The following is a 23,568-nucleotide window of genomic DNA, read 5'->3' on the forward strand; positions in this document are numbered from 1 at the left end:
GTGAATATAGTTATTGATAACGCAGATTATGGCAAATTTTCAGACTTGCAACTTAGTTATACAGATAACGGAGTAAATAGAAAAGTTCCATTATCTTTCTTAGGTTATGAAAGAGTTTTTGATTTCACGACTGATTTCACCTCTGCAAAATTTGATTTCTTTCTTGTATCTGCAATAGTTTATGGTGTAGATAACCTACTCAGTCGGGCTATTTATTCAAATGATGGTTGGACAAGAGATATAGAGGTCGAGTTCCCCGTGAATAACTTAGCTATTTGGAGTGGAAAAGAAGAGAAATTAAAACAAATTTTAGATTTCTTAACAGGAGATAATTGGCAAATTTCTTTCCGAGGAATAGAAGATGTTGATTTGTTTCAACCACGTACGAATAGAAGGAAAATTCCAAGTTACAACAAAGATTCCATCAAATCTGCAAGTCTATTTTCAGGTGGATTAGATTCTTTAATCGGTGTTATTGATGAATTAGAGAAGCTAAGAAATAATGAAAGAATACTTTTGGTATCTCATTTTGATTCAAAATCCCCGGGACCAAATGGAGACCAGAGAAAGTTATTGAGGCATTTAATGACTCAATACCCAAATAAAATAGATTGGGTACAATCGAAATTGGCATTATCAAGAAAAGACATTGATGGCAATAGGGTAAGTATTGAGAAAAATTATCGAAGTCGTTCACTTTTTTTTATTGGTTTAGGCACTTATCTGTCACCTATTGATGAATTAATAATTCCTGAGAATGGCACAATTTCAATCAATTATCCGCTTACACCATCAAGAGTAAGTTCTTTAAGCACAAGAACAACTCATCCCTATGTATTAAAAAACACTCAAGAATTACTTACAGATTTAGGGTTACCTACAAGAATTCATAATCCTTATACATTTAAAACTAAAGGAGAAATGTTTGTTGAATGTGCAAACCAAGCATTTTTACAAAGCATTTACCAAGATTCAGTTTCTTGTGGTAAAAGAGGGTTTAAGCAATATCATTTTGACAATCCTGATGAGAAGCATAATTGTGGGAGATGTATGCCTTGTATATATAGACGTGCCGCATTGAATAAAGCAGGCTTGGATAACGAAAATCACTATGGGAACTTCATTACAAAAGCACCATCTTTAGGTAACAATGACTTACCTGCACTATTTAGTTACTTGAAAAGAAATATTCCATTGGAAAAAATGAAAAGAGACTTATTAGTGAATGGTAATATTAATATTGATAGTCTTACAGATTATGCAGAAATGGTGTTAAGAAGCAAAGCAGAAGTTTTAAAATTGTTTAACGATAAAGGAAACAGATTTTTAAAATCTGAGTTAGGGATAAGATGATTATTGATACACATTGCCATATAGATTTATATCCAAATCCAAGAAAAGTTTTGCAAGATTGTGTAAAAGCTAATATCACTATATTAGCAATGACCAATCTGCCAAGCCATTTTGAAATGGGACATTCTCATTTCCAATCATTAAAAAACATAAGGTTGGCTTTAGGAATGCATCCCTTGATGGCAGATTCGCATAAGAGGGAATTTGATATATTTCTAAAAAACATTGATAAAACATCATATATTGGAGAGGTTGGTTTGGATTTTTCTAAAGAGGGTATTGCTACAAAAGATATTCAGATACATACTTTTTCTAAAATACTAAAAAAGGTATCAGGTCATAAAAAAATATTAAGCATTCATTCCAGAAAAGCTGAAAAAGAAGTCTTACATCTCTTAATAGAAAACAATATACAATCTGCAATATTTCATTGGTATTCTGGAGGTTTAAATTTGATTGATGATATTAGTAAAGCAGGATATTTTTTCTCTATTAACCCAGCAATGATAAAATCGGCATCTGGGAGAAAAATTATTTCTAAAATACCTAAAGAATTTATTTTGACTGAAACTGACGGTCCATTCATTTATACAAACGATGTACCTATACAACCAGGACAAACACAAACTGTAATTGCATTTCTTGCTAAAGAATGGACGGTAAGTGATGATGAAGTGAAAAAAATAATTTATTCAAACTTTGTAAATATAATTCAGCGTCTAAAATAAATAATTATCGAGTTTTCGACATACATATTCACGGAAATAGTGATTTAATTAAACACGCTATTGACGAAAATATTATAAAATATTTTATGAAGCAAGAAAACAAAATAATTGGCAATAAATATTAGATAACTGAAATTTGCATAAGGAAAACACAAGGTCAAAATTCTAATTTAAAAAAATGCCCAGACCTAAAAAACGCCCAAAATTCAATCATCAAGCAAATACCAATGAGTATTTACACTGCTTAGGAAGTATGCTTAAATGGTCAGAAATATTGCTTAATCAAAAGAATGAAAAAGCCTATAATGACTTTTTAAATTGGATTATTACAAAGCAATACTTCAAGGATAATAACGAGATTAGCATCAAGAAAATCGCAGAATTAAGTGGCTATAACAGTGCTAAAATTAGCAGGTGGCTTCGGGAAATCTATGAGGATATTTTAGAACTTAATCAGAAAAGTCCTGGTTTATTTTACCAAGAAAAAGGCTTTAATATTGAATTGCATTTTAAGCACTATGATGATTATTGTATAATTAATCTAAGTATTCCAATTATTCCACGTGTTTATGAACGGTTAGAATTTTATTTTATTAAGGCTGCTTTGGGAACAAATTATTTTTGGGTCAAAGAGATTACTCATTATATTGAAGAAAATGAAGCTCAAGTTGTTGTATCGCTAAATGGAGGGCTTGTAAATAAATATCGTGAGTTTGCACTGGAGAAGGCTCTTTTCTATGGAAATGTAAATTTTATGGATGTACATAAAAAATTTGATTTCCAAATTGATGATGAATTAAGGCAACTAAAATTTTAATAAAATTACTTAAACACGTATTATGTTGGCACAACCGTTGGTACAAACACAAATAAAACAACATATAACACTGATAATCAATATTAAAAAGTAGAGCCTCCAACTCCACTTTAAATGAAAGGACTTGAATCCTTTTGACAAGAAAAACACTCTTTATCAATGATTTAGAGTGTTTTTTATTTCTCATCAATATCCATTAATTGTCGTTGGATGTCATTTTTCTGGTAACAAATCCGGTAGCAAACTGAAAATTTGTCCCATAAAAAATTGAGCGTTTAATTTTTTCTCAAATCTCTCTTTCAATCAATGAATTGTTAATACTTTTCATTTATTACTATCTCCTTTCATCTAATAGAAATTCAATTGCCAATTCATGTTTTTGCTCGAAATTAGCCAAAAAACAGAAAGAAATATGAGTTTAAAATTTTACCTAAGAAAGAAATCAGGAAACGTAAAAGTGAATTTCAGATATAGAAATGGTGTTCAGGATATTGTTCTTTCAACACCTTTTACTATTGATGTAGAAAATTGGGATTCGGTAAATGAATGTTATAAACAATCTCTAAAAAAGAAATCTCCAAGAAATGAAATTGATAAGAATACAAACATAACTATTGATACATTCAACAATAAACTATCCGAATTTAAAGTAGTTCTTGATCAATTTATAATATCCCAAAATTATCTTGTTACTTCTGAAAGTCTCCAGAAATTCATGGACTCAAAATATACAATCAAAAAGAAATCAGTAAAAGAAAACACCATCCCTATCCTCTTTTATGATTTTGTTGGTAATTATATCGAACAAAAAAGTAAACATTCTGTAGGTAAACAGAAACCGATTACGGATGGCACAATCAAAAAATATAATGTGATAAGGAATAAGGTAAAAAAGATTAACCAACAGTTAAAAGTATCAGAAATCGATGATAAGTTTCGTGATATCTTCACCCAATGGAATGTAAAAAATAAATATTCCGTTACAACAATTGTCAAGGAACTGAAGTTAATCAAGGGATTTGTAAAGTTTGCCGAGACAAAAAAAATTAAAATCAACAAAGAGGTTGACAGTTGGACATTTCACATCCCTAAGAAGGAATACAAATATCCAACATTTGACTTAGTTGAACTTAAAAGGATTTCGGAGAAGTTCTTTGAACAGGATTACCTTGACAACGCAAGAGATTGGTTGCTGATTGGTTGCTATACTGGACTTAGAGTTTCCGATCTCTTGCGTCTGAATAAATCGATGATTGTATTGGACGAATTCATATCCTTTAAACAGAAAAAAACTGATGAAGATGTTACTATTTATCTTTTACCACCAGTGAAGGAAATTCTTAAAAAGAGAAATGGAGAATTCCCACGAAAAATTTGTGACCAAAGATTTAATGAATATATAAAAACCGTCTGTGAAAAATCAGGTATTGATCAAAATATAAGAGGTGGGAAAATGATAAATAAGAGAAAGGTTGATGGTATCTACCCGAAATGGGAACTCATAACTTCACATAGTTGTAGAAGGACTTTTGTGACACAATTTCGTCACATTCTTGGAGATGAGGGTGTAATAATTAACACCGGACACAAAACCGTTTCAATGTTAGATTTGTATGATCAAAACAATCCTCTCGAAAGGGCAATGAAAATAAAACAAAAAATGGATCAAGTTTTAAGATCACAAGTATTTGAACTGAATTAAAAAAACAACTACCTAACAAGTAGTTGTTTTTTGATTTAGTTTCCTTAGAATCTCAGATCTTTTGTAGAATACCTTACCACCCATATTGTAAGAAATTAATTTACCAAGATTCTTCCATCGGTTCAGAGTGGATTCATGAATGTTAAACATACGGCAGACATCTTTCCTGCACATCAGATCATCCGCATTTGCCTCGATTAAGTTTTCCTCTTTTAGAAAAGGTTTCAATTCCTGGATTACCGCTTCTCTTATTTCTTTGATTAAGTCATCTTTTGTGACTTTTGACAATAATATTTCGTCCATATGAGATTATTTTTTCGTTTATATTTTAAATAGTACAGAAATCAGATGGGATTACCAAACCATCGGATAGCTAAAAAGTGCTAAATTTTAAAATATTTAAGTCACCATTCCTCATTTTTTTGACATAAGATATGCTGGTCGCATATATTGCAACAGTAAATTATGTCGTAAAAATCGTTTGAAATTATCCCACCGGAATGGTGACTGGAAATATTTATCTGCGTTACGCCGCTTCTCCGACAATACCTTCTTGATAATCAGCATCATCTTTAAATTGATTATAGGTCTCTTCATTGTATTCTAAAGAACCTTTCTCCAACATGCTAACCACATTAGGAATATTTTTACCCAATAGTTCAGTTATAATCACCTTACGATTGAGTGACAATACAGTTCTGCCTGTTGTCCCTGTTCCACCAAACGGATCCCAAACGGTAGTGTTTTCAGGAATAAAAGACATGATAAAGGGTATTGGAAGTGTTGTTGGAAATGACCCAAAGAAATCCGTCGCAAGATTGTGATCCTGTGATCTGCCTGAACTTTGATTAAGTAAGATATAATCTGCAAAATCATTTTCAAACATAAAATCTCGACATTGGTCATTTGGATTGGTAATATGAAGTCCTGATGTCTTTTTTCCATTTTTTGACTGCTCAGAACATCCCTTACTCGCACTCGCTGTTTTATTAGGATTATTAAGTTTGAACTTATTGAAATTATAAGTTTTCGATTTACTAAATATTAATACATATTCCATGGTATTCATAAACCTTTTGACTTTATCCGGTTGAGGCTTTGCATCCTGTTTTACCCAGATACAGGTTTGGATATAATGAAAATCCTTTTTCATTTCGTTGATATACATCGGTATAATACCTACACAATGTCCATTTAAAAAAGTCTCATTGATATTAATCATAATAACTCCCTTGTCATCCATTACCTCCGCACCTTTCTTAATAATTGATACTACATTATCAACATACTTTTCCGGTGTTTCTTCCCAACCAAGTTCGTTGTCATATTCAGGATCTTCTGGTTTGGAATATCGGATCTGCTTATAATATGGCGGTGATGTGAAAATTCCGTGGATTTTCGTTTCCTCAGGAAAAATCATTTTTCTTGCATCATTATGGAACACTTGGTATCGGTCTGCTGAAATAACGTCAGGAATATTTAAAGGCGTAAATCTTTCCTCGGTTTTGTTTAGATAGGAATCGATTAATTTTATTACATCTTTCAAGAATCTGATTTCTCCATTAATGTATTTTTCAAGGATCCCACTCTCTAAATCGTTATCCAAAGTATATGGGCGGAATTCATCATCTAAAATTTTTCTTATTTCATTTGTCTTATTGATAGTCAGATCACCTGATAAAACTTTGGATGACATTTGCAAATGATTTTCAGGATACTTTTTTTCCCATTTCAAGAGTGCTAAAAAAAAGAATAAGTTACTTCTACTCCATCCTTTACCAAGGATTTCCGCTAGGTAAAGTATACGTTTATTAAGAGTTTCGTCATTAATAGTTTTTTCATGACCAATTCTTAAATAATGGTAGATCATTTTCTGTATCTCCTTCGAGTCTATTTCGGATCTTAATTTATATTCTATAATCAAGTCTTTCACTTCATCCGCTGATTGCGGTTCTATATCCAAAACAAAACAATCGATCTGGTCCAGACCTAGACGTTGAATAGCCTTAAATCTTAATACTCCATCAATTATAATATACTTACCGTCACAAAAGAATACAATAATTGGTGTATAAAACTTAGATTTTTCAATCTTTTTCCTCAGTTCCCCAATAAATTCTTCTCTTTCTTCCGTGAATAACTGATTCCATTCTTCAGGAATCTCGATTAGGTTTGTTGGAATTACATCTACCTTTCTTGTTGATGGCGCTAATGCTACTTTCGCTGTTGTTTTTAGATTTTTCATTGTTTCGAGTATTTAATATTATTTTAATTTTCTCTTTTTGTTGTCACAAAGGTCTGAAACAATGATTTTTTTCTTTAAAAAGTGTAGCGCTACACCTGTTACCAGTCTCAGACTCTTTGTGATATTTAAACTGTCTTGTTTAATAACTCAAAGGTCTGAAAAGGTGTTTTTTTTCTTAAAAAAGTGTAGCGCTACACGTATTACTAATATCAGAACCTTATGAAAATTAAACCATCTTGTTTAACAACGCAAAGGTCTGAAAAGGTGTTTTTTTTCTTTAGAAAGTGTAGCGCTACATTAGCTTAAGCCAGTCGGTACTTTAGTAAGGATGAGTCTAATTCGATGTTATCCGGACTTATATCAATAACATAATGATGTCCTTCTTCTTTATCTTTTTTACTCTTATAGTAGAAGTGTTCAATTAGTCCTTCATCGGGTAAGGCATTTAAAATATATTTCTTTGCTTTAGAGTTGTATGATGACATACTATTGGTATAACCATCGTATTCCGCCATAGTTTTACACATACCTGTTACATTTGAAAGTTGTTTAAATTTTTCCCTGATGATATGCTTTGTCCTGAAATCATTCGCTCCCATCGGAATATTATGATTGATTAAGTAAAATAGATATGCGTGCTTAATTATTCTGGTTGCACCAAAATTCAGTGATTGGTCTCCTAATTTAATGTTCCCATATCTATCAATCTTTATTTTCACATTAGTGAACGATTTGAATTCAAAATTATCTGTTAGGCGATTTCTGATTCTCGTTAGTAAGTTTTTTATTTGCACTAAGTATAATTCACCTTTAGGATACTGATTTTTGTGTTTTTCAATTTGTGCTGTTACCGTGTTCTGGCAGGTTTTACAAATAAATCCGGATAGTATTTTGCGTGTATTTCATTCTTATTTTTACAATAATCATTTATACATCCTTTGGATTGTAGATGCACATCCGCAAGAAGTTCATTGGAATTTAAATTCATATGACACAGAGATTGAAAAATGTTTTCGACTATCTGATGTGCAACCGCTAAGTAAGATCTCTGTTCGGTAATTTCATTCCAACCTGTACTATTTACAGCAATATCCTTGAACGCAAATACACTATACCATGATTCTTTACCATGGATGGTTATCGGTTTTGGTTTTTCGATATTCTTATTTGTAACTAACACAAGATAATCACCGTAAATATTATTTTCTTGTTTTACTTCTAAGTTAATTTTAGAAATATCTTCTAGACTTAATTTTTTTGATTCACGGTACCTTTCTCCATATTCAGTTTTAAGATTGGAAGGAATTACTTTGAATTTTATAGGTCCATTATCCTTGTTTAACATTTCCTCAATGATTCCAAGATCATCTCTAGTTGCAGAATCCAATGTAGTAAGATATACTTTCATAATATTGTTTTTCGTCGAAAATAGCTAGAAAGTATGAGTATTGCAACACTTGATAGTTTTTAAATAAGTCCATATCTGGACTAATGCTAAAATTAGCTAAAGTTTCTCCGAATTTTTGGTTTTGTAATTTTTTACAAGTATAATTTATTTTATAGGGAATTATCTCCCGAATAAACCTTCGAAATAAAAATATAAAATATGGAGGTTCAAGAATACAATTATTCACTAAGTCCGTTGGTGTGGACTAAAAAACCACCAAAAAGAGAATTCGGTAGAATTACCAATTCAATAACAACGACACAATCAACTATTCAAGAATTTGCAAACAATGTCTCACCCCCCCTATTCACGATGTTGGTCAGGCGGAGTATTTGATGGTAATGTCTCTAATAAAAATTGGGTTAAACAATCAATAATCGGATTAGATTTCGATTCTGGAGAACACACAGTTGAAGCGGTATATTCAATATTAGAGAAATACAATATTGTCCCCAATCTTTATTATAATACTTTTTCAAATACCATAGAACATCCGAGATTTAGACTGGTTATATTCTTAGATCGACCAATTACAAATAAGAAAACTTTTCAATTGTTGATGGATTCTTTTGATCTAATATTAAAGATCGACAAACAATGTAAAGATTTTTCTAGAAGATTTCTTGGAGGAAAACAGGCAGTCATTACTAATGAAACTCCCCTTCCATTAGAAATAGGGATAAATTTTTGTAATAAAATCCAATTAAAAAATAATGTAGAAGAGAATTCTAGTAATGATACTAAAGATAATTCTAGTGGATTTTCTCCAGAATTTTCGGAAGAACTATCTAGTTATTATAGTTCCAACGATTTTTTTGAATATAATTCTAATATTATTGAAGGGGAAACTAGAATTAGATGGGAGAAGGATTTAAAGAATATAAGAATATTTGAAGAATTCCTATCAGGAACTTGGATGCATCATGATCAACTTTTTGGACTGGCGACTAATCTTAAGTATATCAGTGGTGGTCTAAAAAAAATGGAGGAAACAATGAAGATTTACAATGAAAGAGGAGACACCAAATACACGGAGAATAATTTCAAGATCATCAAGTTTATTAGAAAAATGAATTATTTCCCAATGTCAATTAAAAAGTTTTCTCCTTATCAGGAAGATTCAGAACTAGAAAACCTAGTAGCGGTTTTGCGTAGTAAAAATAGAATCAAAATAATCACTGCAACCGAAAAGATAGATTTGAAAGATGCCGAAAATAAATTTAAGAAGAGGTTCGAGGAAGTTTTAGAAATTGATGACACTAACAACGTATACATATTCAAACTTCCAACCGCAATCGGCAAAACAACATTACTCACCAATGTTGAGAAATCAATTATTGCATTACCAACCAATGATCTGAAAAATGAGGTAAAATCAAAGATGAAAGTTGAAAGTGTTATTACACCGGATTCAATTGAATTTCTTGATCCACCAATTGACAAAATGGTAAAGAGATTTTATACAGTGGGACTTCCAAGTAAGGCAATGGGTATTATTCGTTCTGTTAGTGAAGGTGGATATGGGGTTGACATTAATGATGTTCAAACGGCAGGAAATTATATTCATCAACTCATGATGTCAAATGATGTCGAAAAGACTGTTCTGACAACCCATAAGAGAATAATTCACGCTGATGATACTCTTCACAACACCATCATTTTTGATGAAGATCCTTTGAATTCCTTGATTGAAATTAAAGAATTGAAGATTCAGGATTTGTCTGCACTACGTTTCCAATGTGAAGAACTAGGTGCTGTGATAAATTACTTTAGAAATATTGGGAAAGGGTTATACCAAACACCTAATGAACTAAAATTAGATAAGGAAACAATAAGTGAAAAATGTAGTTCCTTTTCAGGAATTGATTCAAACATTTTTGAATTTTTCACCAGTGATTATTTCTATTATGATCCGGAAAATAAAAGTGGTGCAACCATATATTACGTTGAGAAAAAATGTTTTCCCAGGAATAAGAAAATCATCATAATGTCGGCAACAATTTCACCCAAAATTTATCAAAATTTGTATCCTGATATTAAGTTTGATGTCATGGATATATCCAGCGTTAAACAACAGGGAAATATTATTCAATACACCGACCACTCCTATTCAAGATCTTCTATGAAAGGAAGAGGACAAAAATTGAGTGAAGAATTGAAAGATAAGAAGGTTATCACGTTTATGAAATTCAAAGATAACTTCGAAAATCCAGTCAATGATATTCACTTTGGGAACTGTTCAGGATACGACACACTCAATGGTCAAGATTTAGTGGTCGCAGGAACTCCTCATGGTAATTTAGTTCAATATTATCTGATTGCAAAATTAATGAATATTGATTTTGCAATCACTGATTCAATGATGAACAATCAAATTGTTGAATATAATGGATTTGAATTCACTTTTTATTGTTTTCATAATCCTGAATTGAGGATGGTTCAGTTCTACATTATTGAGTCAAATCTTATACAGGCAGTGGGAAGAGGAAGAACCTTGAGAAATGATAATACCGTGGAATTATATTCCAATTTTCCACTGTATATTAGTACCGAATTTAAAAGAAAAACAGGTTAATTAACCTGTTTTTCTTTTAATATTTGCCGTAGAGTTGAAAAACTCTTTTTTGACTAAATTTTAATATTTGTTTATTGTTTTTAACCTGCAGGCGCACCTGCACGATTAGCATAAGAAAGTCGAGAATCTTTGATTTTCTATAAAAACACCGTGTTACAAATCAAATTGCCATAATAATTTACAGAAATTTATCATAATCAGAAATATATAAATTATCTGAAAAAATCATTATTTCGTTACCCTTTTTATTTGTATTCCCTGCACTGTAATCCAATTGGAATTTTTTTTGTCGAAACCTACTATAGTTATTTCTAATAGGTTCTTCATCATCATAAGAAACTATCCATTTCTGTTTATTAATTTTTTCAATAGCATTAGCAACTTGTATATGATCATCATGATTATAATAATTCATATATAAATCTTTACCTTTAACATAATAAGGTGGATCGAAATAAAACAATGCATTTTCATCAATTTCATTTTTCACATTCTCTATTAATTCGATTGCATCTAAATTATATATCTGAATTCTATTTTTATACATTGCAATCTTTTCAATTCTATGGATTAAGTCTATCTTATTAAATCTAGCATCCATTTTCCAATCACCGGCTTGTTGCTTTCCTCCAATTACGCCTGCTTTCAAAATTCCAGACCGGTTGGTTCTGTTCAAAAAAAATGTTGAGAACCCAACACTAAAAAGATCATTATCACTTTTATGTTTATGAATTAGTTTCTGACACTCCCAACTTTCCAAATTGATTTTTGTATCATAAATTTTTTTTATAAATTGTTCTGTATCATGTAAGATCGAATACCAAAAACCATATAATGCAACATCTTTATCATTAATAATTATCTTTGATGCATATTCATTAAACAAAAGTGAAAGTGCCACTGAAGCGCCTCCCGCATAGGGTTCAATGTATGTTCCATCATATAGCAGATTTTCTCTAAATATTTCTTTGAAGTAGTTTGCAACTCTTCCTTTACCACCTGGGTATCTTAATGGTGAATAAAAACTCATCTTATTTGATATTTATCCAAATTTTTTCGATAAACTCTTGAATATTATCCCACGTAGTTATTAAATAGTTAGGGATTGCTTGAAATTTATTATTGTGAACATAAGCATGTAATGTCTCTATTCCTAGAAGATCATTAGAATTATTAACAGCACTACGAATACCTTTGCAAATATGCTTGTCAGCCAAATTTTTCGATTCCAAATCATTAGAAACTTCAATAATCTTTGTTCTTAAATTTGTGTTCTTATCAATTTTGGTACGCCCATCCTTACTTGCAGTCAGTTTGTTTTCTTCGATGTAAGAATCAACACTAAATTCTACAAATGCCCGAAATGCAATCGCAATTGTGTTAGTATACTTACTTACGTCCAATTTCTGTAAATCATGATAAAGTTGGTTAACCTTAGAATTATTAATCTGAATCTTAAATGATTTAGGAATAAGACTAGTTCTATTTTTGGGTATCGAGGTTCCAGTTTTGCCCGTCGCAACAGGTTTGTTGTCGTCTTTTGAAGTATTAAATTGCCAAGGTTTCTCAGAACTCTTGTTTAAATCTGGTTTGCAATTCTGAGGAATTTTTGATAAATAGTCTGACCGATCTTCTTTTGTATATATTTTTTTTACACTGAAGTCAGGTTTCAACATATCTTTTACAATGTACTCAAAACCTTTGATAACTTCCTTTTCTTCTATGTTTGATTGAATGATTCCGTTATTAACCTTTATACCTAAAACCTCACGTGCAGACGGATCAGAAATTAATCTTTCTAAGTTTGATACAGGTAATTTATTTAAATTTCTTTTTAAATCATCTTCAACATCTTTTGAATTTTCTAGTAGTCTTATAATTTGCAAAGATGTCGATGCTACGCCTTCAACCTTTTCTTGAAAACGATCTATTTGTTGAGCATTCCAAGTAACTGTACCTATACCATCTTGTTGCCCAGCATGTTTCAATTTAATCCAGATATCTGCTTCTTCTGGATTATCATAAATAGTACACTCAATTTCTGTTGGAATTTTTGTTGCATTTTCATCATGTATTTTTTTGAACTTAGACTTTAGCTTACTTAATTGGGGATTATCTATTAAATCAGGATTATTAAGTAATTTTAAAGTTACTGTTCTTCGATTTCCCTCTAAAACATTATACTTTAATTTATCATGTTCAGATTTTATAACTTGAACTTTATCATTTGGATTTAGTCCATATTGGATAATGTGTTCAGCCATTTTAAGCAATTTTTCATCCTGATCTTTTAACATTAGATCTATCGCTTCTTTTTGGCTTCCTACAGGATCAAATCTGTAATTGTCAGTATTTACAAGAAGATCACTTAATTTTAGTTTTTTAGTTTTTTAGTTTTTGCCATATTTAATAATTTTTTTCATTTCTATTAGTTTTTATAATGAATAAATCAAATGTACAAAGTTTTCATAAATCAATAGTAATTACTTATTATGAAAGCAAATCTGGAGAACCAAAAAATTTTGGACAAAGTAATTGAACTAGATAAAGATGTCATTGATAAATCTCGGTCAAGTCAATATCCATATCAACCAACTCTCATCGATTAGATATGAATGTTGAACAATTTTCTGTTTTTGAATATTAATTACACCAATCGTTTATTTTCGAGGGATGAACTTTTCGATATGGTACTCAAATAATTCAGTATATAGGAGATAAACCTGTAATAACTTTTAAGTCTTTTAAAAAAATTTTTTCAGAATTCACCTGAAGAGATAAATTTTGGTAATTGTTCAGGGTATGATACTTTGAATGGTCAAAACAGTAGAATGGTTTTGAGTTTATGTTCAATTATTTCGATAATCCTGAATTCAGAATGATTCAACTATCCTGATAGAATCAGATTTAATTCAGGCAGTTGGAAGAGGTAGAACCTTGAGAAATGATAATACCGTGGAATTATACTCCAACTTTCCACTGTTAATTAGTACAGAATTGAAAAGAAAAACAGGTTAATCAACCTATTTTTTTGTTACTTTTTGCCGTAGAGTTGATTTTAAATTTTCAGATTAGATTTTGAAATTTATTTTAGACAATTCCTTTACTAGTAGTGTTTACATGAGTTCAAGTTGGAAGTGCATGTAAAAATTAATCTGCAAAAAATATTGAGGTTTAAATGAAATTGATGTATGTTTTTGAATTTTTGGAGAAGATAATATCGATAGAAAAAGATGACACAAAATTATGCCGTCTTTTGTATTACATTTTTTAATGTGGTTTATTTTTAAATCAGTTCAAACTTCTGACCAACCTTTTTGACTTTTTGAACTGTTTTGGTTGAAACATTAAGAAGAATTGATATTTCCCTTAATGTTCTCTCTTTTTTCAGATATTCCAATATCTTTTTGTTTTTTGGTTTACTTATAAATGACAATTCTGTTTCTCCAGTTCCTTTAGGACGTCCTAACCGCCCTCCTTGTTGTAGAAAAATCAATTTTCCGGCAAGCGTGCGTTCCCTAATATTCAGTGCCTCCATCTCATATAGCGATGATAATGTGGCTGATATCATCTTCCAAATAGGATTTCTTTTCCCATTAGTTCTAGATTGAAGACCAATATTTTTTACCAACACATTAATTTCCTTTGCATCAAACCATTCTAAAGTTTTAATAACATCACCTGTGTTTCTCCCTAGTCTTGAAAATTCCTCGACTACAATCTCGGAAACTTTTCCCTGCTCAATCAGTTTAATTAACTCTTTAGATTTAGGTCTGTCTGCAAAACTGACCGAACCTGAAATTTTATCCAACAAAACCAAATCATAAATATCTGTATCGGCTTCAAACCTTTTTCCTGTTTGTAAAAGTGTGGAAACCCTGTTATATTTTATTCGCATTGTATTCTTTTAAATCTTAGATTAAAAATACAGCGGAATAACCGATTTGCCTAAGTATTTAGCATACTTTAGCACTGGTTGGTTGCATTCCTTTTTATTTTGATTTATAGGAAAACAAATATCAAAATATTATTATCTTCGATATACTATAATTAATAAAACATTTTTAACTCGATATAAAGTAGAATATTTCCCTATTTGATTTCAAAATCTTGTGCAATACATTCAAAAATAATTATAAAAAGTAAATATATAATATTTATATTTTTCCCATTTTTAGAGTTTGCAGTGATTTAATGTAATCAGAATATTTAAGTTCGTAAAATGAAGCTTGTGTATATCAAAAATAATAAAACGGTAAATTTTATCTTAATAAATATTATTTTGTTCTGTTCTAATTATTTTTTTGTTATATATATTTTATAATAATGGATATCATTCCTCCTCTCAAATCCTCTGCCATTGAAACGGAACCCCACTTATACTCACTAGCCCCGTTTAAATTTCTTAGAACATCATTTAACATTTCTTTTTCTATGGAAGTTATAACAAATGCGGGGAAATTATATTTATTACCCATACTAATACTTATAAAATCAATTGAATTATTGTAAAAATGTATACCAGCAGCAAATTTCCCATTTTCTAAACTTGGGATTATATATGATTCATTTAATTGATTTCTAACATTAGATTCTATATTAATATTTGTTTGTCTTAATAAATCATCTATGCACATTTTTGGATAGACACAAAGTCCTCCTACTGTCAAATGTCCATTACTTGTTTCTAAATTTATCATTTTAGAGGTATTGTATATAATAAGTTTAAATTTGTCTGGTAATTTGGTATGAATAGTTGTTTCATCTACGCCAACTTATGTCGCATTTTCATTATTTATTAAAATACCTTATTCCTCATTAAGCTAAATCTTTAAAATTAGATAAGTTTAATCTTTTGATAATCCTTGACTATTTTTTTACACATTATTCTACTATAATCTGGTTATTTATTTAAAAATCAATTTTTCCAATTTTGATAAAGCACTATAGAATCTTTTTTGTTCAAAAAAAAGACTTGACCCAATTATATCCGCTTCTAAATCTTTATATTGTAGACTACTATTCAATAAACACCTTGTTAGATGAACTCTTTTTAAAAAATTATTATTTCCAGTACTTTCTTTCAAATAATCAAAAATATTTTTTTTTAAAAAATATTCGTCTCTGTAAGATATTAAATACAATAATGCAATCCATTGTGGATTATGAGGAGTATCAATTATATGTAATAAATCTAATAATTCAGCATTAGATTTATCCATGTTATTCTTGATAAATAAAGTTACTACTTCTCCAAATTGTCTGTCAACAAATTCTAAAAATGATTCATTCATAATACGATACTAATGAAAAATTAATGGGATACTGCTATTTTTTAAAATTGGATACTCAGTTACATTATATACTCCCCATGGGTTAGGATTGTTTAAAAAAATATGAATAGGTTGTCCATGATTAATTGCTTCTTTTGCGTATGCAGCACTCATTCTAGACCAATATTCATATGCTTTGCTGTTTGGTCCCCAATCCATACCTTTAGTCATCTCAGCCAAATTAATCCCGGCACGGGTATCACCAATCGTAAAGTATCCTGCTTGTTTTGCGGCTTGTTCCATCCCTTTCCCAGAAAAAAAAGCATATTGAACTTCAGTTGTTCTTATAGTTGTTTGCACTCCTAATCCTTCCAAAGTATTTCCTGCTGTGGAACCAGAAGATGACCAATTAAATCCTCCTCCAGCTCTACCAAGAGTTAAAGCATTTAATCCTAATTTCCCCAATACAAATTCTTGTCCTATCCCATAAGCCGCTCCTTTAATACCATCTACCCCAGCAAGAGCTAATCGTCCTGAAGCTGTAGTCATTGCCCAAGCAGCAGAGTTGGTATCAAGAGATTGGGATTGGGAAATTGTTGGTCTAGCCCAAGGATTATGTAAATACGGATCTTCTACATAGCGTCGTCCCAATAAAATATCAACGGATTTTTCCACTCCATCCATCCAATGCCATTCTCCATTTTTACCTAACTTCACATCATTAATTACACCTACAGATTGAAAAGCTTGGTATGTGTAACCTGGTTGTGCATAATCAGTAAATCCCCTTGCATAAGCTTGATTTCTAGACGTGATATTTCCATTCCAATGCCATGAACCATCATTGGTCTGTACCCAATCTTTTCCATCTACATCCCTTAAGAGAACAGGATTGTTTGCGGAATATATATAAGGAGAAATATTAGCATACTTTTCTGTTTTTTCATCCACACCAAACCACCGGGAAACATCAGGAAAATAATTTCTAGCTCCGAAATCATAAACATTCAGTCCTAATTCACTCTGCAATTCTTTACCAGAAAATTTAAACTTATATTGATCTGCTGGATAATAAATCTGTGTACCAAAACCTAATTGTTTTAAACCAAACGGATAATAGGAACTCTGCTCCAGAATTTCAGTAGAATTTACAACCCCATCTCCGTTTACGTCTTGGTAAGAAACTCTTATGTTTCCTATATGATCTGTGTAATTAAATACATGTTTATAAGAACTTCCATCATTAAATACATAACCTTCTTCAGTAGAGAAAAACTGTAGTTCATCTCCTTTGTATTGAAAGCCATTTAAATAATCTGTGACAAAGGTACGCTTACCATCATATACGGTTTTGGTAAGTTTGACACCATCCGAACTATATTTGTACTTTATCCACTTATTAGTCATATATGAAATAACAGTGGGTAAATTCATAAAATTATACTGTATTGAAAGTATCCCTTTATTATTATCTTTTGTAACATTGCCATTATAATCATATTCATAATCAATGGTTCCTGCTACATCTTTAAATCCTGCCTGGTTATTAATATTATCGGTTACTGATTTCAATCGGTTAGAGTTATCATAATATGTATAGCTTAACAAATCCATATCCACAGCTGTAAAATCATCCCCTCCCGAACGATATAGAGAACGTATATTCCCTGCTGCATCATAAGAAATATCACGTTCACTAGCAGTATTTATTAGACCATTTTTATAGGAAAATGCGTCTTTTAATCTATTTAATGGATCATATATATAAGAATAGCCTCTTAAATTATTGTCTCCAAAAGTTTTTGACCAAGTTTGAGAGATATTACCGTTATACTGTGCATTTCCGATATAAGAATTATTTGGTTTGTTGTAATTTACCTGATGGGCAAACAAATCAGAACCCAGATTATTCACATCATTAATAGCAGTAAGCCAACCTCTTACATTGTAGGTAAAATCAACTTTTTGCAATTCTGTATTCATCGATAGTCCTCCTACCTTTTTGCCAACAACATTTCCTACTTTCCCTAGTATGTTATCCTTTATTCGTATTTCAGCCTGATTATTTACTGATTGTCTGTGAGAGATAATTCTTTCTTGGGGATCATAAGCGAAAATATCTTTGACAGAGATTAATACTCCATTAGCATCTCTTTTGTTGGATGTCAATGTATAAATAGCTTTTCCTGTAAAATTCAATTTGGTATCAACAATATTATATCCTCCAAGATGATTAATATTATGATTTCTGATTGGTCTTCCATATTTATCGTAAAATACATAATTATCCGTCCAAGAATTTTCTGCCGTTTCCGCTATTGTTCTTTTTTTTGTTAATGTTGCTAATCCTTTAGGGTTTGTAAATACGGTTTGGCTTTCAACATTATTTCCTGAAGGGAATGGAGTGCCTGATGGATAGATATCATAATACTCAACTTTATAGACCTCATTGACAGTAACCCCGGAAGGAAACGCATTGTTTGAATATCCAAAAATGGAACCTCCATTTGTTAAAGATTCATTATTTGAATTCAGAAGATCTATAGTACTTTGTAATGCGGGTCTTGCAGTGCTATTAGAGGTAACTCCCGAATAAACAATCCTTCCAAAAACATCAAACTTACTAAATTGCCATTTGTTTTGATTCTTCAGATTAGGATCCTGACTTCCCACCAAACGGTTTTGTTTATCATATACCATTGAAGACCAATTGTCCTGATCCGGCAATCTCTTTTCTACCTGTCTATTCCTTTTATCATATTTATATTGAAAACAAAGTCCATTAAGAATATCTGTACTTATTGTAGTATTTTGGCTTGCCATTGGAGGGATTATATAGGTTAAATTTCCAAAGGCATCATAGATGTTGTATGTATCTTGAGATAAATTATTAATATATGACCTTGTTAATACAATTTTTCCAGTCTTATTTTTATATTCTTCAAGAGTGTTATCCTTTGGATTAGATTGCCCTGGATTCCAATTCTCACTATATGTTACAGTTTTAGATAAAGCATTATCATTATAAGTACCCGAATTGACAAGTGAAGGTACTAATCTGTCACCATTAGTAAAAACAACTTCAAATTTTTTAACATTGTCAGTAGATTTATTGGTAAAGTAATTTACTCTATTTGTATGGTTAGACGATATTCTAATACCGGAACTCACAGTAACATTACTTGTATTGTAGCTCCATTCTTCTCCTGGCGATGATGTTTCTACGAGAAGAGGATTTGGATTTTCCTCATACACCATCTCTTTATATGGGTTTGTTATACTAGGAAAATCGTTGGGATATGCACTTTTATAGTAATTTAGAGTTTCTTGTTTTGCTGTTGAAGGACTTATTAATTTCCCACCATTGCTGTTACTAGGATAAGGCAAATATTCTTTGGATTTCCTGCCATAATTATCATAGTCAATATGTTGAACAATATCTTTTCCTTCACTACTAGCTTTAATTTGTATTTTCTGTATTTCTCTTTCAAAACCGTCAAGATATTGAATGCTTTGAGTTTGAGGAACATAATTATTACTTGTAACAGCAGGATAAAGATATACTCTTTCATAGATGTAATTCTCACTCAAACTCGGGGTATAGGTAGCTTGAGGCTGTGTGCTTCCATTAGGATCACCTATTCGTGCAATAAAAGAATCATTATTATAATTTCCATCATTAGAATTTGCATGAAAGCCGGGAAGCATTCTGATACTAACATTATCCTGGATGATTTGTGGTGGCTGATAATAATCCAAGGTCTTTTGAGAAAATCCCAAAAAACAAATCCCAAGTCCTATTATTAATAGTAATTTTTTATTCATACTATATTTTTAAAAAGAATATTTAGAGTTTAATGACTTTCGGTAAACTAGTTTTTTTGTTTTCCAACTTTTCAAGACGATCAAATAAAACTTTGACCTGCTTAATTTATCTGATAATATAGTTCATATTGTTTAGTTGTATTGTTGGGGAAAGCTCCATTTTGGGATCTTAAATATATATCTCCATTGGTTTCAATTGTATAATACACTTGACCATTATAGCCGTCAACTTTTTTTGAAGGTCTGCAACTGCCCTGTATAGTTGCAACTTTAACACCCGGTGTCGTTGTCCAAGGCAAACTTGTTGAATTGGGTCCTGTCCCAAATGAAATAAAAACTTTATATGAATTATTAGCAACTGTGATGCTGCCTCCTCCGTTAAAAGGAGAAACGGTAAGAGAGCAATTTATTTGTGTGCATGTACCTAGACTATTTGCTGTATTTTGTCCATTTGCACTAATTTCATTCATTGCCTTTTGATTAGCATCGGATTGGCTTATCGTAGATGTATACTTTCTTGCTGGAACTGTATACGTATACGCACTTCCAATTCCGTAGTCCCCACAGTTTTTATAAAATGTTGAGTTCATCTCAATATTATAAAAATAATCCCCCTTGGATATATATTCGGTTTCTTTTGTAATATTATTATCATCATTTCTTGTTCTAATCAGCCTTAACCTATCATCATATTCATAAAAAGTTGTAGTTCCTTTTTCATCGGTTTCAGAATTTTTTCCAACAAACTCTAAATATGTTTTTGATATAATTTTTGCGTCGGGAAACTGTAAACGCAATTGGCTGAATTGATTTCTCAATATCGTTTCATCAGTAGATGTGGAAACTGTACTAATAATGTTCGACGGTATGGAAGCATACTGAACATTGTCTAAGGTTGCCAGATTGTATTTAGCAGTATATCCATATAAATAAGAAGTATAAATACCATTAGGAATATGTTTTTGAACCAAGTTTCCGTAAGAATCATATAGATCGTAATATTCCTTGGTATCATATCTTGAATCAATACTGAAATTTGAAGAAGAAATTGATGCATATAAATAATCCGTATTTATATTATCAACTTCCAAGGACTTCTTCTCAACAGGCTGTACAGAATTACCAAACTTTTTATAGATATTGATTTCTCCCGAAATTACTTTTCCATTTCTCAAGAAAACAGTTTCTATAGGGAAATTCAAAATATTATTGTCATTCATAAATTTGACAGCCTCCATTTGACTTCCTCCAGGTGGTGTCCCGGTAATACTAAAATCACAAGCGTATTTTATTCTTTTTTCATTGCTGTAACCCTCACTATCTGTCCAAGTTTCTTTGCTTACATAATTTCGTGAATTGTATTCAAAAGATTTGAATGTATTATATGTCTGCCCATTAAGGTAATCCGTATTGGTCGTACTTGAAAGAGTTTTATCAATATCCTCATACAAATTATATTTGGTGAGAAAGCCTCCATTTTCCATATAAGGCGTAACTGGGAGAAGAAGAAAATATGGGTTCTTAATCATTGCAGAAGAATATTTTAATAAAATAGTCTTATCATTTTTATTAATATCAGAAAAGCTGCTTTCAGTAATGCTAACAATATTATTTTGTTTACTATACGTTTCTTCTTTCCTTAAGGTTTTTCGGTTTTTATTTAGAATAGTTGTCGGTTTGAAAGGTAATCCCCCTGTATCTGTATTATTTGTAAAGTCGGTATAAGTTGTGGATCCATCCCATGTAAAATATTTCATTATCTGTGAGGATAGATTATCTACAAAATATGGGACATCATAATACCTTTTTCTGATACCTTCAAAAAAACTGCTTGTTTCATTAATCTGGGAATAATTAACTTCAAAATCACCCAGTATATTATTCTGTTGAGTGGAAAAAACCTGTGTTGTATAATAGTATTTATCCTGTGTTGACCAGTTTGAATCACCATCTCTAAGCAAAGATAAATTACCATAAAGTCTATATTTGCCATTTTCAGTTTCATAATAGTATCCATCATTATTTATCACATATCTTATTGATGAACCAGGAAGTACATAAGAAAACTTAGGAAGAGAAATCACCTTTCCAGATGACAGTCCCGAGTTTTCATTATAATCATAATTCGTCCTGTAAGTACTATTTGCATCTTTATATTCTATCCATTTTATGCGAAGCCCATTTCCTGTTATTCTTTTGTTATCAGAAAAAAATGTATTTAACTCATATTCAAAAGTTTCTGTTCCTCCCCATTTATTAGTAATAGACCTGAGTATACAGGCTTCTGTATTTATATTGGATCTTCTGTCTGCTCCATCTAATATAATATATTGATTTTCATTAAAATTATCAAAACCATAATTCACAAATGATTTACTCTTAGCAGCATTTTGGTCAATATAGATTTTAGGAATCAGAGATTGAGCTCCATTTTTATTATAATAGCCCCAATAATCTTGTTCGCTAGAACCTCGTCTTGGTAAAATTTTGCTATCGTATGTAAAAGAAAGAAAAAGCTTGTCGTTTAAGGTAACCTTATCTAGCCTTAACCTTATATTACCCTCAGAAAGATCCTGATCACTGCCTGATTTGAAATAATCCTGAACAAAATCATATCTTGTCTTGTTGTTTATGGTCAGATTATAAATCCTCAAAGCCCCACTATTATCACTGGTGAGTTGATAATTAAACTTCAAATTATCGCCTTTTGAAGAAGTGATGGTTTCTACAAGATTATTATTCTCTTCAATATCCGTCCACCCATTATAATCATAATCATTAACTGTAACAGCATTAGAAGAAAGTTTTTTTATACTTTTCTTTTCTATTTTAGAAACTCTGTATCTTTTTGTTTCAGATCTATAACTGAACAAGACACTATTTCCATTTAGATCTGTAATACTGCTTAAACTCCAGGAGGTAGTATATGAACGAACGGCATCTTCAGGATTCTCAAGTTCTATTTTTGCATTCTCAAATTTCGTGGTTTCGGTGATTCTGGATTTTTTATCAAATACATATCTAATACCTACTTCGTCTACAATGGTAAATGAGTTTATATTTCCAGAACTATTATCCTGAGTATAAGATATTTTTATATTCTTATTTAAACATTTGATAGTCTTAGATTTGTCAAAGAAAAATGTCCCACCTACATTTGGTAAATTTATAAAGAATAAATCCGGTTCGTAATCTTTTTTAACCAGATCATTGATCTGAGTATTGTTTACAGAGGTTAAATTAAGAGACTCTGCACTACTCATATTATTGTTAAAAAGAATTCCCTCTTTCTTTTCTTGTCCCTTGTTTTCATCATCAGGATAACCTTGTATGAACCTAGATATATTGCCTCCTGCTCCCAAGTTCCATCCAAGCCCAACAGAAGAATACATTTCATTGACTTTAATACCTTTTGAGCCCGAATAATATAACGTAACCGGAACTTTTATTGCATTATTGCTTATTCCATATAATTCATATGATATCCCTATAGAGCCATTTTCCATTTTTGAGTTTCCTAATGTAGGATCGGCTCCTGATCGAAATTGGGAAAAATTAATCGTGTATATCAAAAATAATAAAACGGTAAATTTTATTTTCATA

The 23,568-nt window shown here is 30.9% G+C and carries 16 protein-coding genes; 5 read left to right on the top strand and 11 right to left on the bottom strand.

Translation table 11 applies throughout. The annotated features are described in order from the left end of the window. From qatC to K319_RS0108415, 4 genes are all read left to right on the top strand, one after another. Positions 1 to 1,353 carry a Qat anti-phage system QueC-like protein QatC gene (gene qatC / locus K319_RS20995; RefSeq protein WP_169712657.1) on the top strand — a complete coding sequence of 451 codons (1,353 nt, stop codon included), beginning with the start codon at positions 1 to 3 and terminating at the stop codon, positions 1,351 to 1,353. Next, positions 1,350 to 2,081 carry a Qat anti-phage system TatD family nuclease QatD gene (gene qatD / locus K319_RS0108405; RefSeq protein ID WP_027383260.1) on the top strand — a complete coding sequence of 244 codons (732 nt, stop codon included), beginning with the start codon at positions 1,350 to 1,352 and terminating at the stop codon, positions 2,079 to 2,081. Before qatC ends, qatD begins: the two co-directional genes overlap by 4 nt. A 178-nt stretch (positions 2,082 to 2,259) precedes the next feature. Continuing rightward, complete coding sequence (locus tag K319_RS0108410; protein ID WP_027383261.1) at positions 2,260 to 2,898, top strand: hypothetical protein; 639 nt, start codon at positions 2,260 to 2,262, stop codon at positions 2,896 to 2,898. 412 nt (positions 2,899 to 3,310) lie between these two features. Further along, a complete protein-coding gene (locus K319_RS0108415) occupies positions 3,311 to 4,600 on the top strand; it encodes a phage integrase SAM-like domain-containing protein (RefSeq protein ID WP_169712658.1) in 1,290 nt (429 codons plus the stop codon). A gap of 12 nt (positions 4,601 to 4,612) precedes the next feature. Here the strand turns inward: K319_RS0108415 and K319_RS20030 are convergent, their stop codons facing one another. From K319_RS20030 to K319_RS0108435, 4 genes are all read right to left on the bottom strand, one after another. After that, a complete protein-coding gene (locus K319_RS20030) occupies positions 4,613 to 4,903 on the bottom strand; it encodes a helix-turn-helix domain-containing protein (RefSeq protein ID WP_034671595.1) in 291 nt (96 codons plus the stop codon). 223 nt (positions 4,904 to 5,126) lie between these two features. After that, positions 5,127 to 6,845 (bottom strand): DNA methyltransferase, encoded by a 1,719-nt coding sequence (locus tag K319_RS0108425; protein WP_027383263.1) that lies wholly within the window; start codon positions 6,843 to 6,845, stop codon positions 5,127 to 5,129. Positions 6,846 to 7,147: 302 nt separating this feature from the next. Then, positions 7,148 to 7,564 carry a hypothetical protein gene (locus K319_RS0108430; protein WP_027383264.1) on the bottom strand — a complete coding sequence of 139 codons (417 nt, stop codon included), beginning with the start codon at positions 7,562 to 7,564 and terminating at the stop codon, positions 7,148 to 7,150. 128 nt (positions 7,565 to 7,692) lie between these two features. Then, a complete protein-coding gene (locus K319_RS0108435) occupies positions 7,693 to 8,253 on the bottom strand; it encodes a hypothetical protein (RefSeq protein WP_027383265.1) in 561 nt (186 codons plus the stop codon). A gap of 328 nt (positions 8,254 to 8,581) precedes the next feature. On the opposite strand from K319_RS0108435, the gene K319_RS0108440 reads away from it, so the two are divergent. Then, positions 8,582 to 10,867, top strand: coding sequence for a hypothetical protein (locus K319_RS0108440; RefSeq protein WP_027383266.1), 2,286 nt, complete (start codon positions 8,582 to 8,584; stop codon positions 10,865 to 10,867). Positions 10,868 to 11,045: 178 nt separating this feature from the next. Here K319_RS0108440 and K319_RS0108445 read toward each other — a convergent pair whose 3' ends face one another. The 7 genes from K319_RS0108445 to K319_RS0108480 all read right to left on the bottom strand — a co-directional run bounded on the left by K319_RS0108445 (position 11,046) and on the right by K319_RS0108480 (position 23,567). Next, positions 11,046 to 11,897: a DNA adenine methylase gene (locus K319_RS0108445; protein ID WP_027383267.1), complete on the bottom strand. Its 852-nt coding sequence runs from the start codon at positions 11,895 to 11,897 to the stop codon at positions 11,046 to 11,048. Between the two features lies 1 nt (position 11,898). Beyond that, on the bottom strand, positions 11,899 to 13,164 hold the full coding sequence (locus K319_RS20035) for a hypothetical protein (RefSeq protein WP_051230542.1): 1,266 nt from the start codon (positions 13,162 to 13,164) through the stop codon (positions 11,899 to 11,901). A 989-nt stretch (positions 13,165 to 14,153) separates the two neighbouring features. Beyond that, complete coding sequence (locus K319_RS0108460; RefSeq protein WP_027383268.1) at positions 14,154 to 14,765, bottom strand: recombinase family protein; 612 nt, start codon at positions 14,763 to 14,765, stop codon at positions 14,154 to 14,156. Positions 14,766 to 15,174: 409 nt separating this feature from the next. Next, the gene (locus K319_RS0108465) at positions 15,175 to 15,567 is read right to left on the bottom strand and encodes a hypothetical protein (protein ID WP_027383269.1); all 393 of its coding nucleotides are present in this window, start codon (positions 15,565 to 15,567) and stop codon (positions 15,175 to 15,177) included. 207 nt (positions 15,568 to 15,774) lie between these two features. Then, complete coding sequence (locus tag K319_RS0108470; RefSeq protein ID WP_027383270.1) at positions 15,775 to 16,161, bottom strand: hypothetical protein; 387 nt, start codon at positions 16,159 to 16,161, stop codon at positions 15,775 to 15,777. 9 nt (positions 16,162 to 16,170) lie between these two features. Then, entirely contained in the window at positions 16,171 to 19,965 is a 3,795-nt protein-coding gene (locus K319_RS0108475; protein ID WP_027383271.1) for a DUF6443 domain-containing protein, read from the bottom strand. A 101-nt stretch (positions 19,966 to 20,066) separates the two neighbouring features. Next, the gene (locus tag K319_RS0108480; RefSeq protein WP_034671596.1) at positions 20,067 to 23,567 is read right to left on the bottom strand and encodes a DUF5977 domain-containing protein; all 3,501 of its coding nucleotides are present in this window, start codon (positions 23,565 to 23,567) and stop codon (positions 20,067 to 20,069) included. Position 23,568: the final 1 nt, after the last annotated feature.

Origin of the sequence: Epilithonimonas caeni DSM 17710 (assembly GCF_000426465.1) — a bacterium.
Lineage (GTDB): Bacteria > Bacteroidota > Bacteroidia > Flavobacteriales > Weeksellaceae > Epilithonimonas > Epilithonimonas caeni.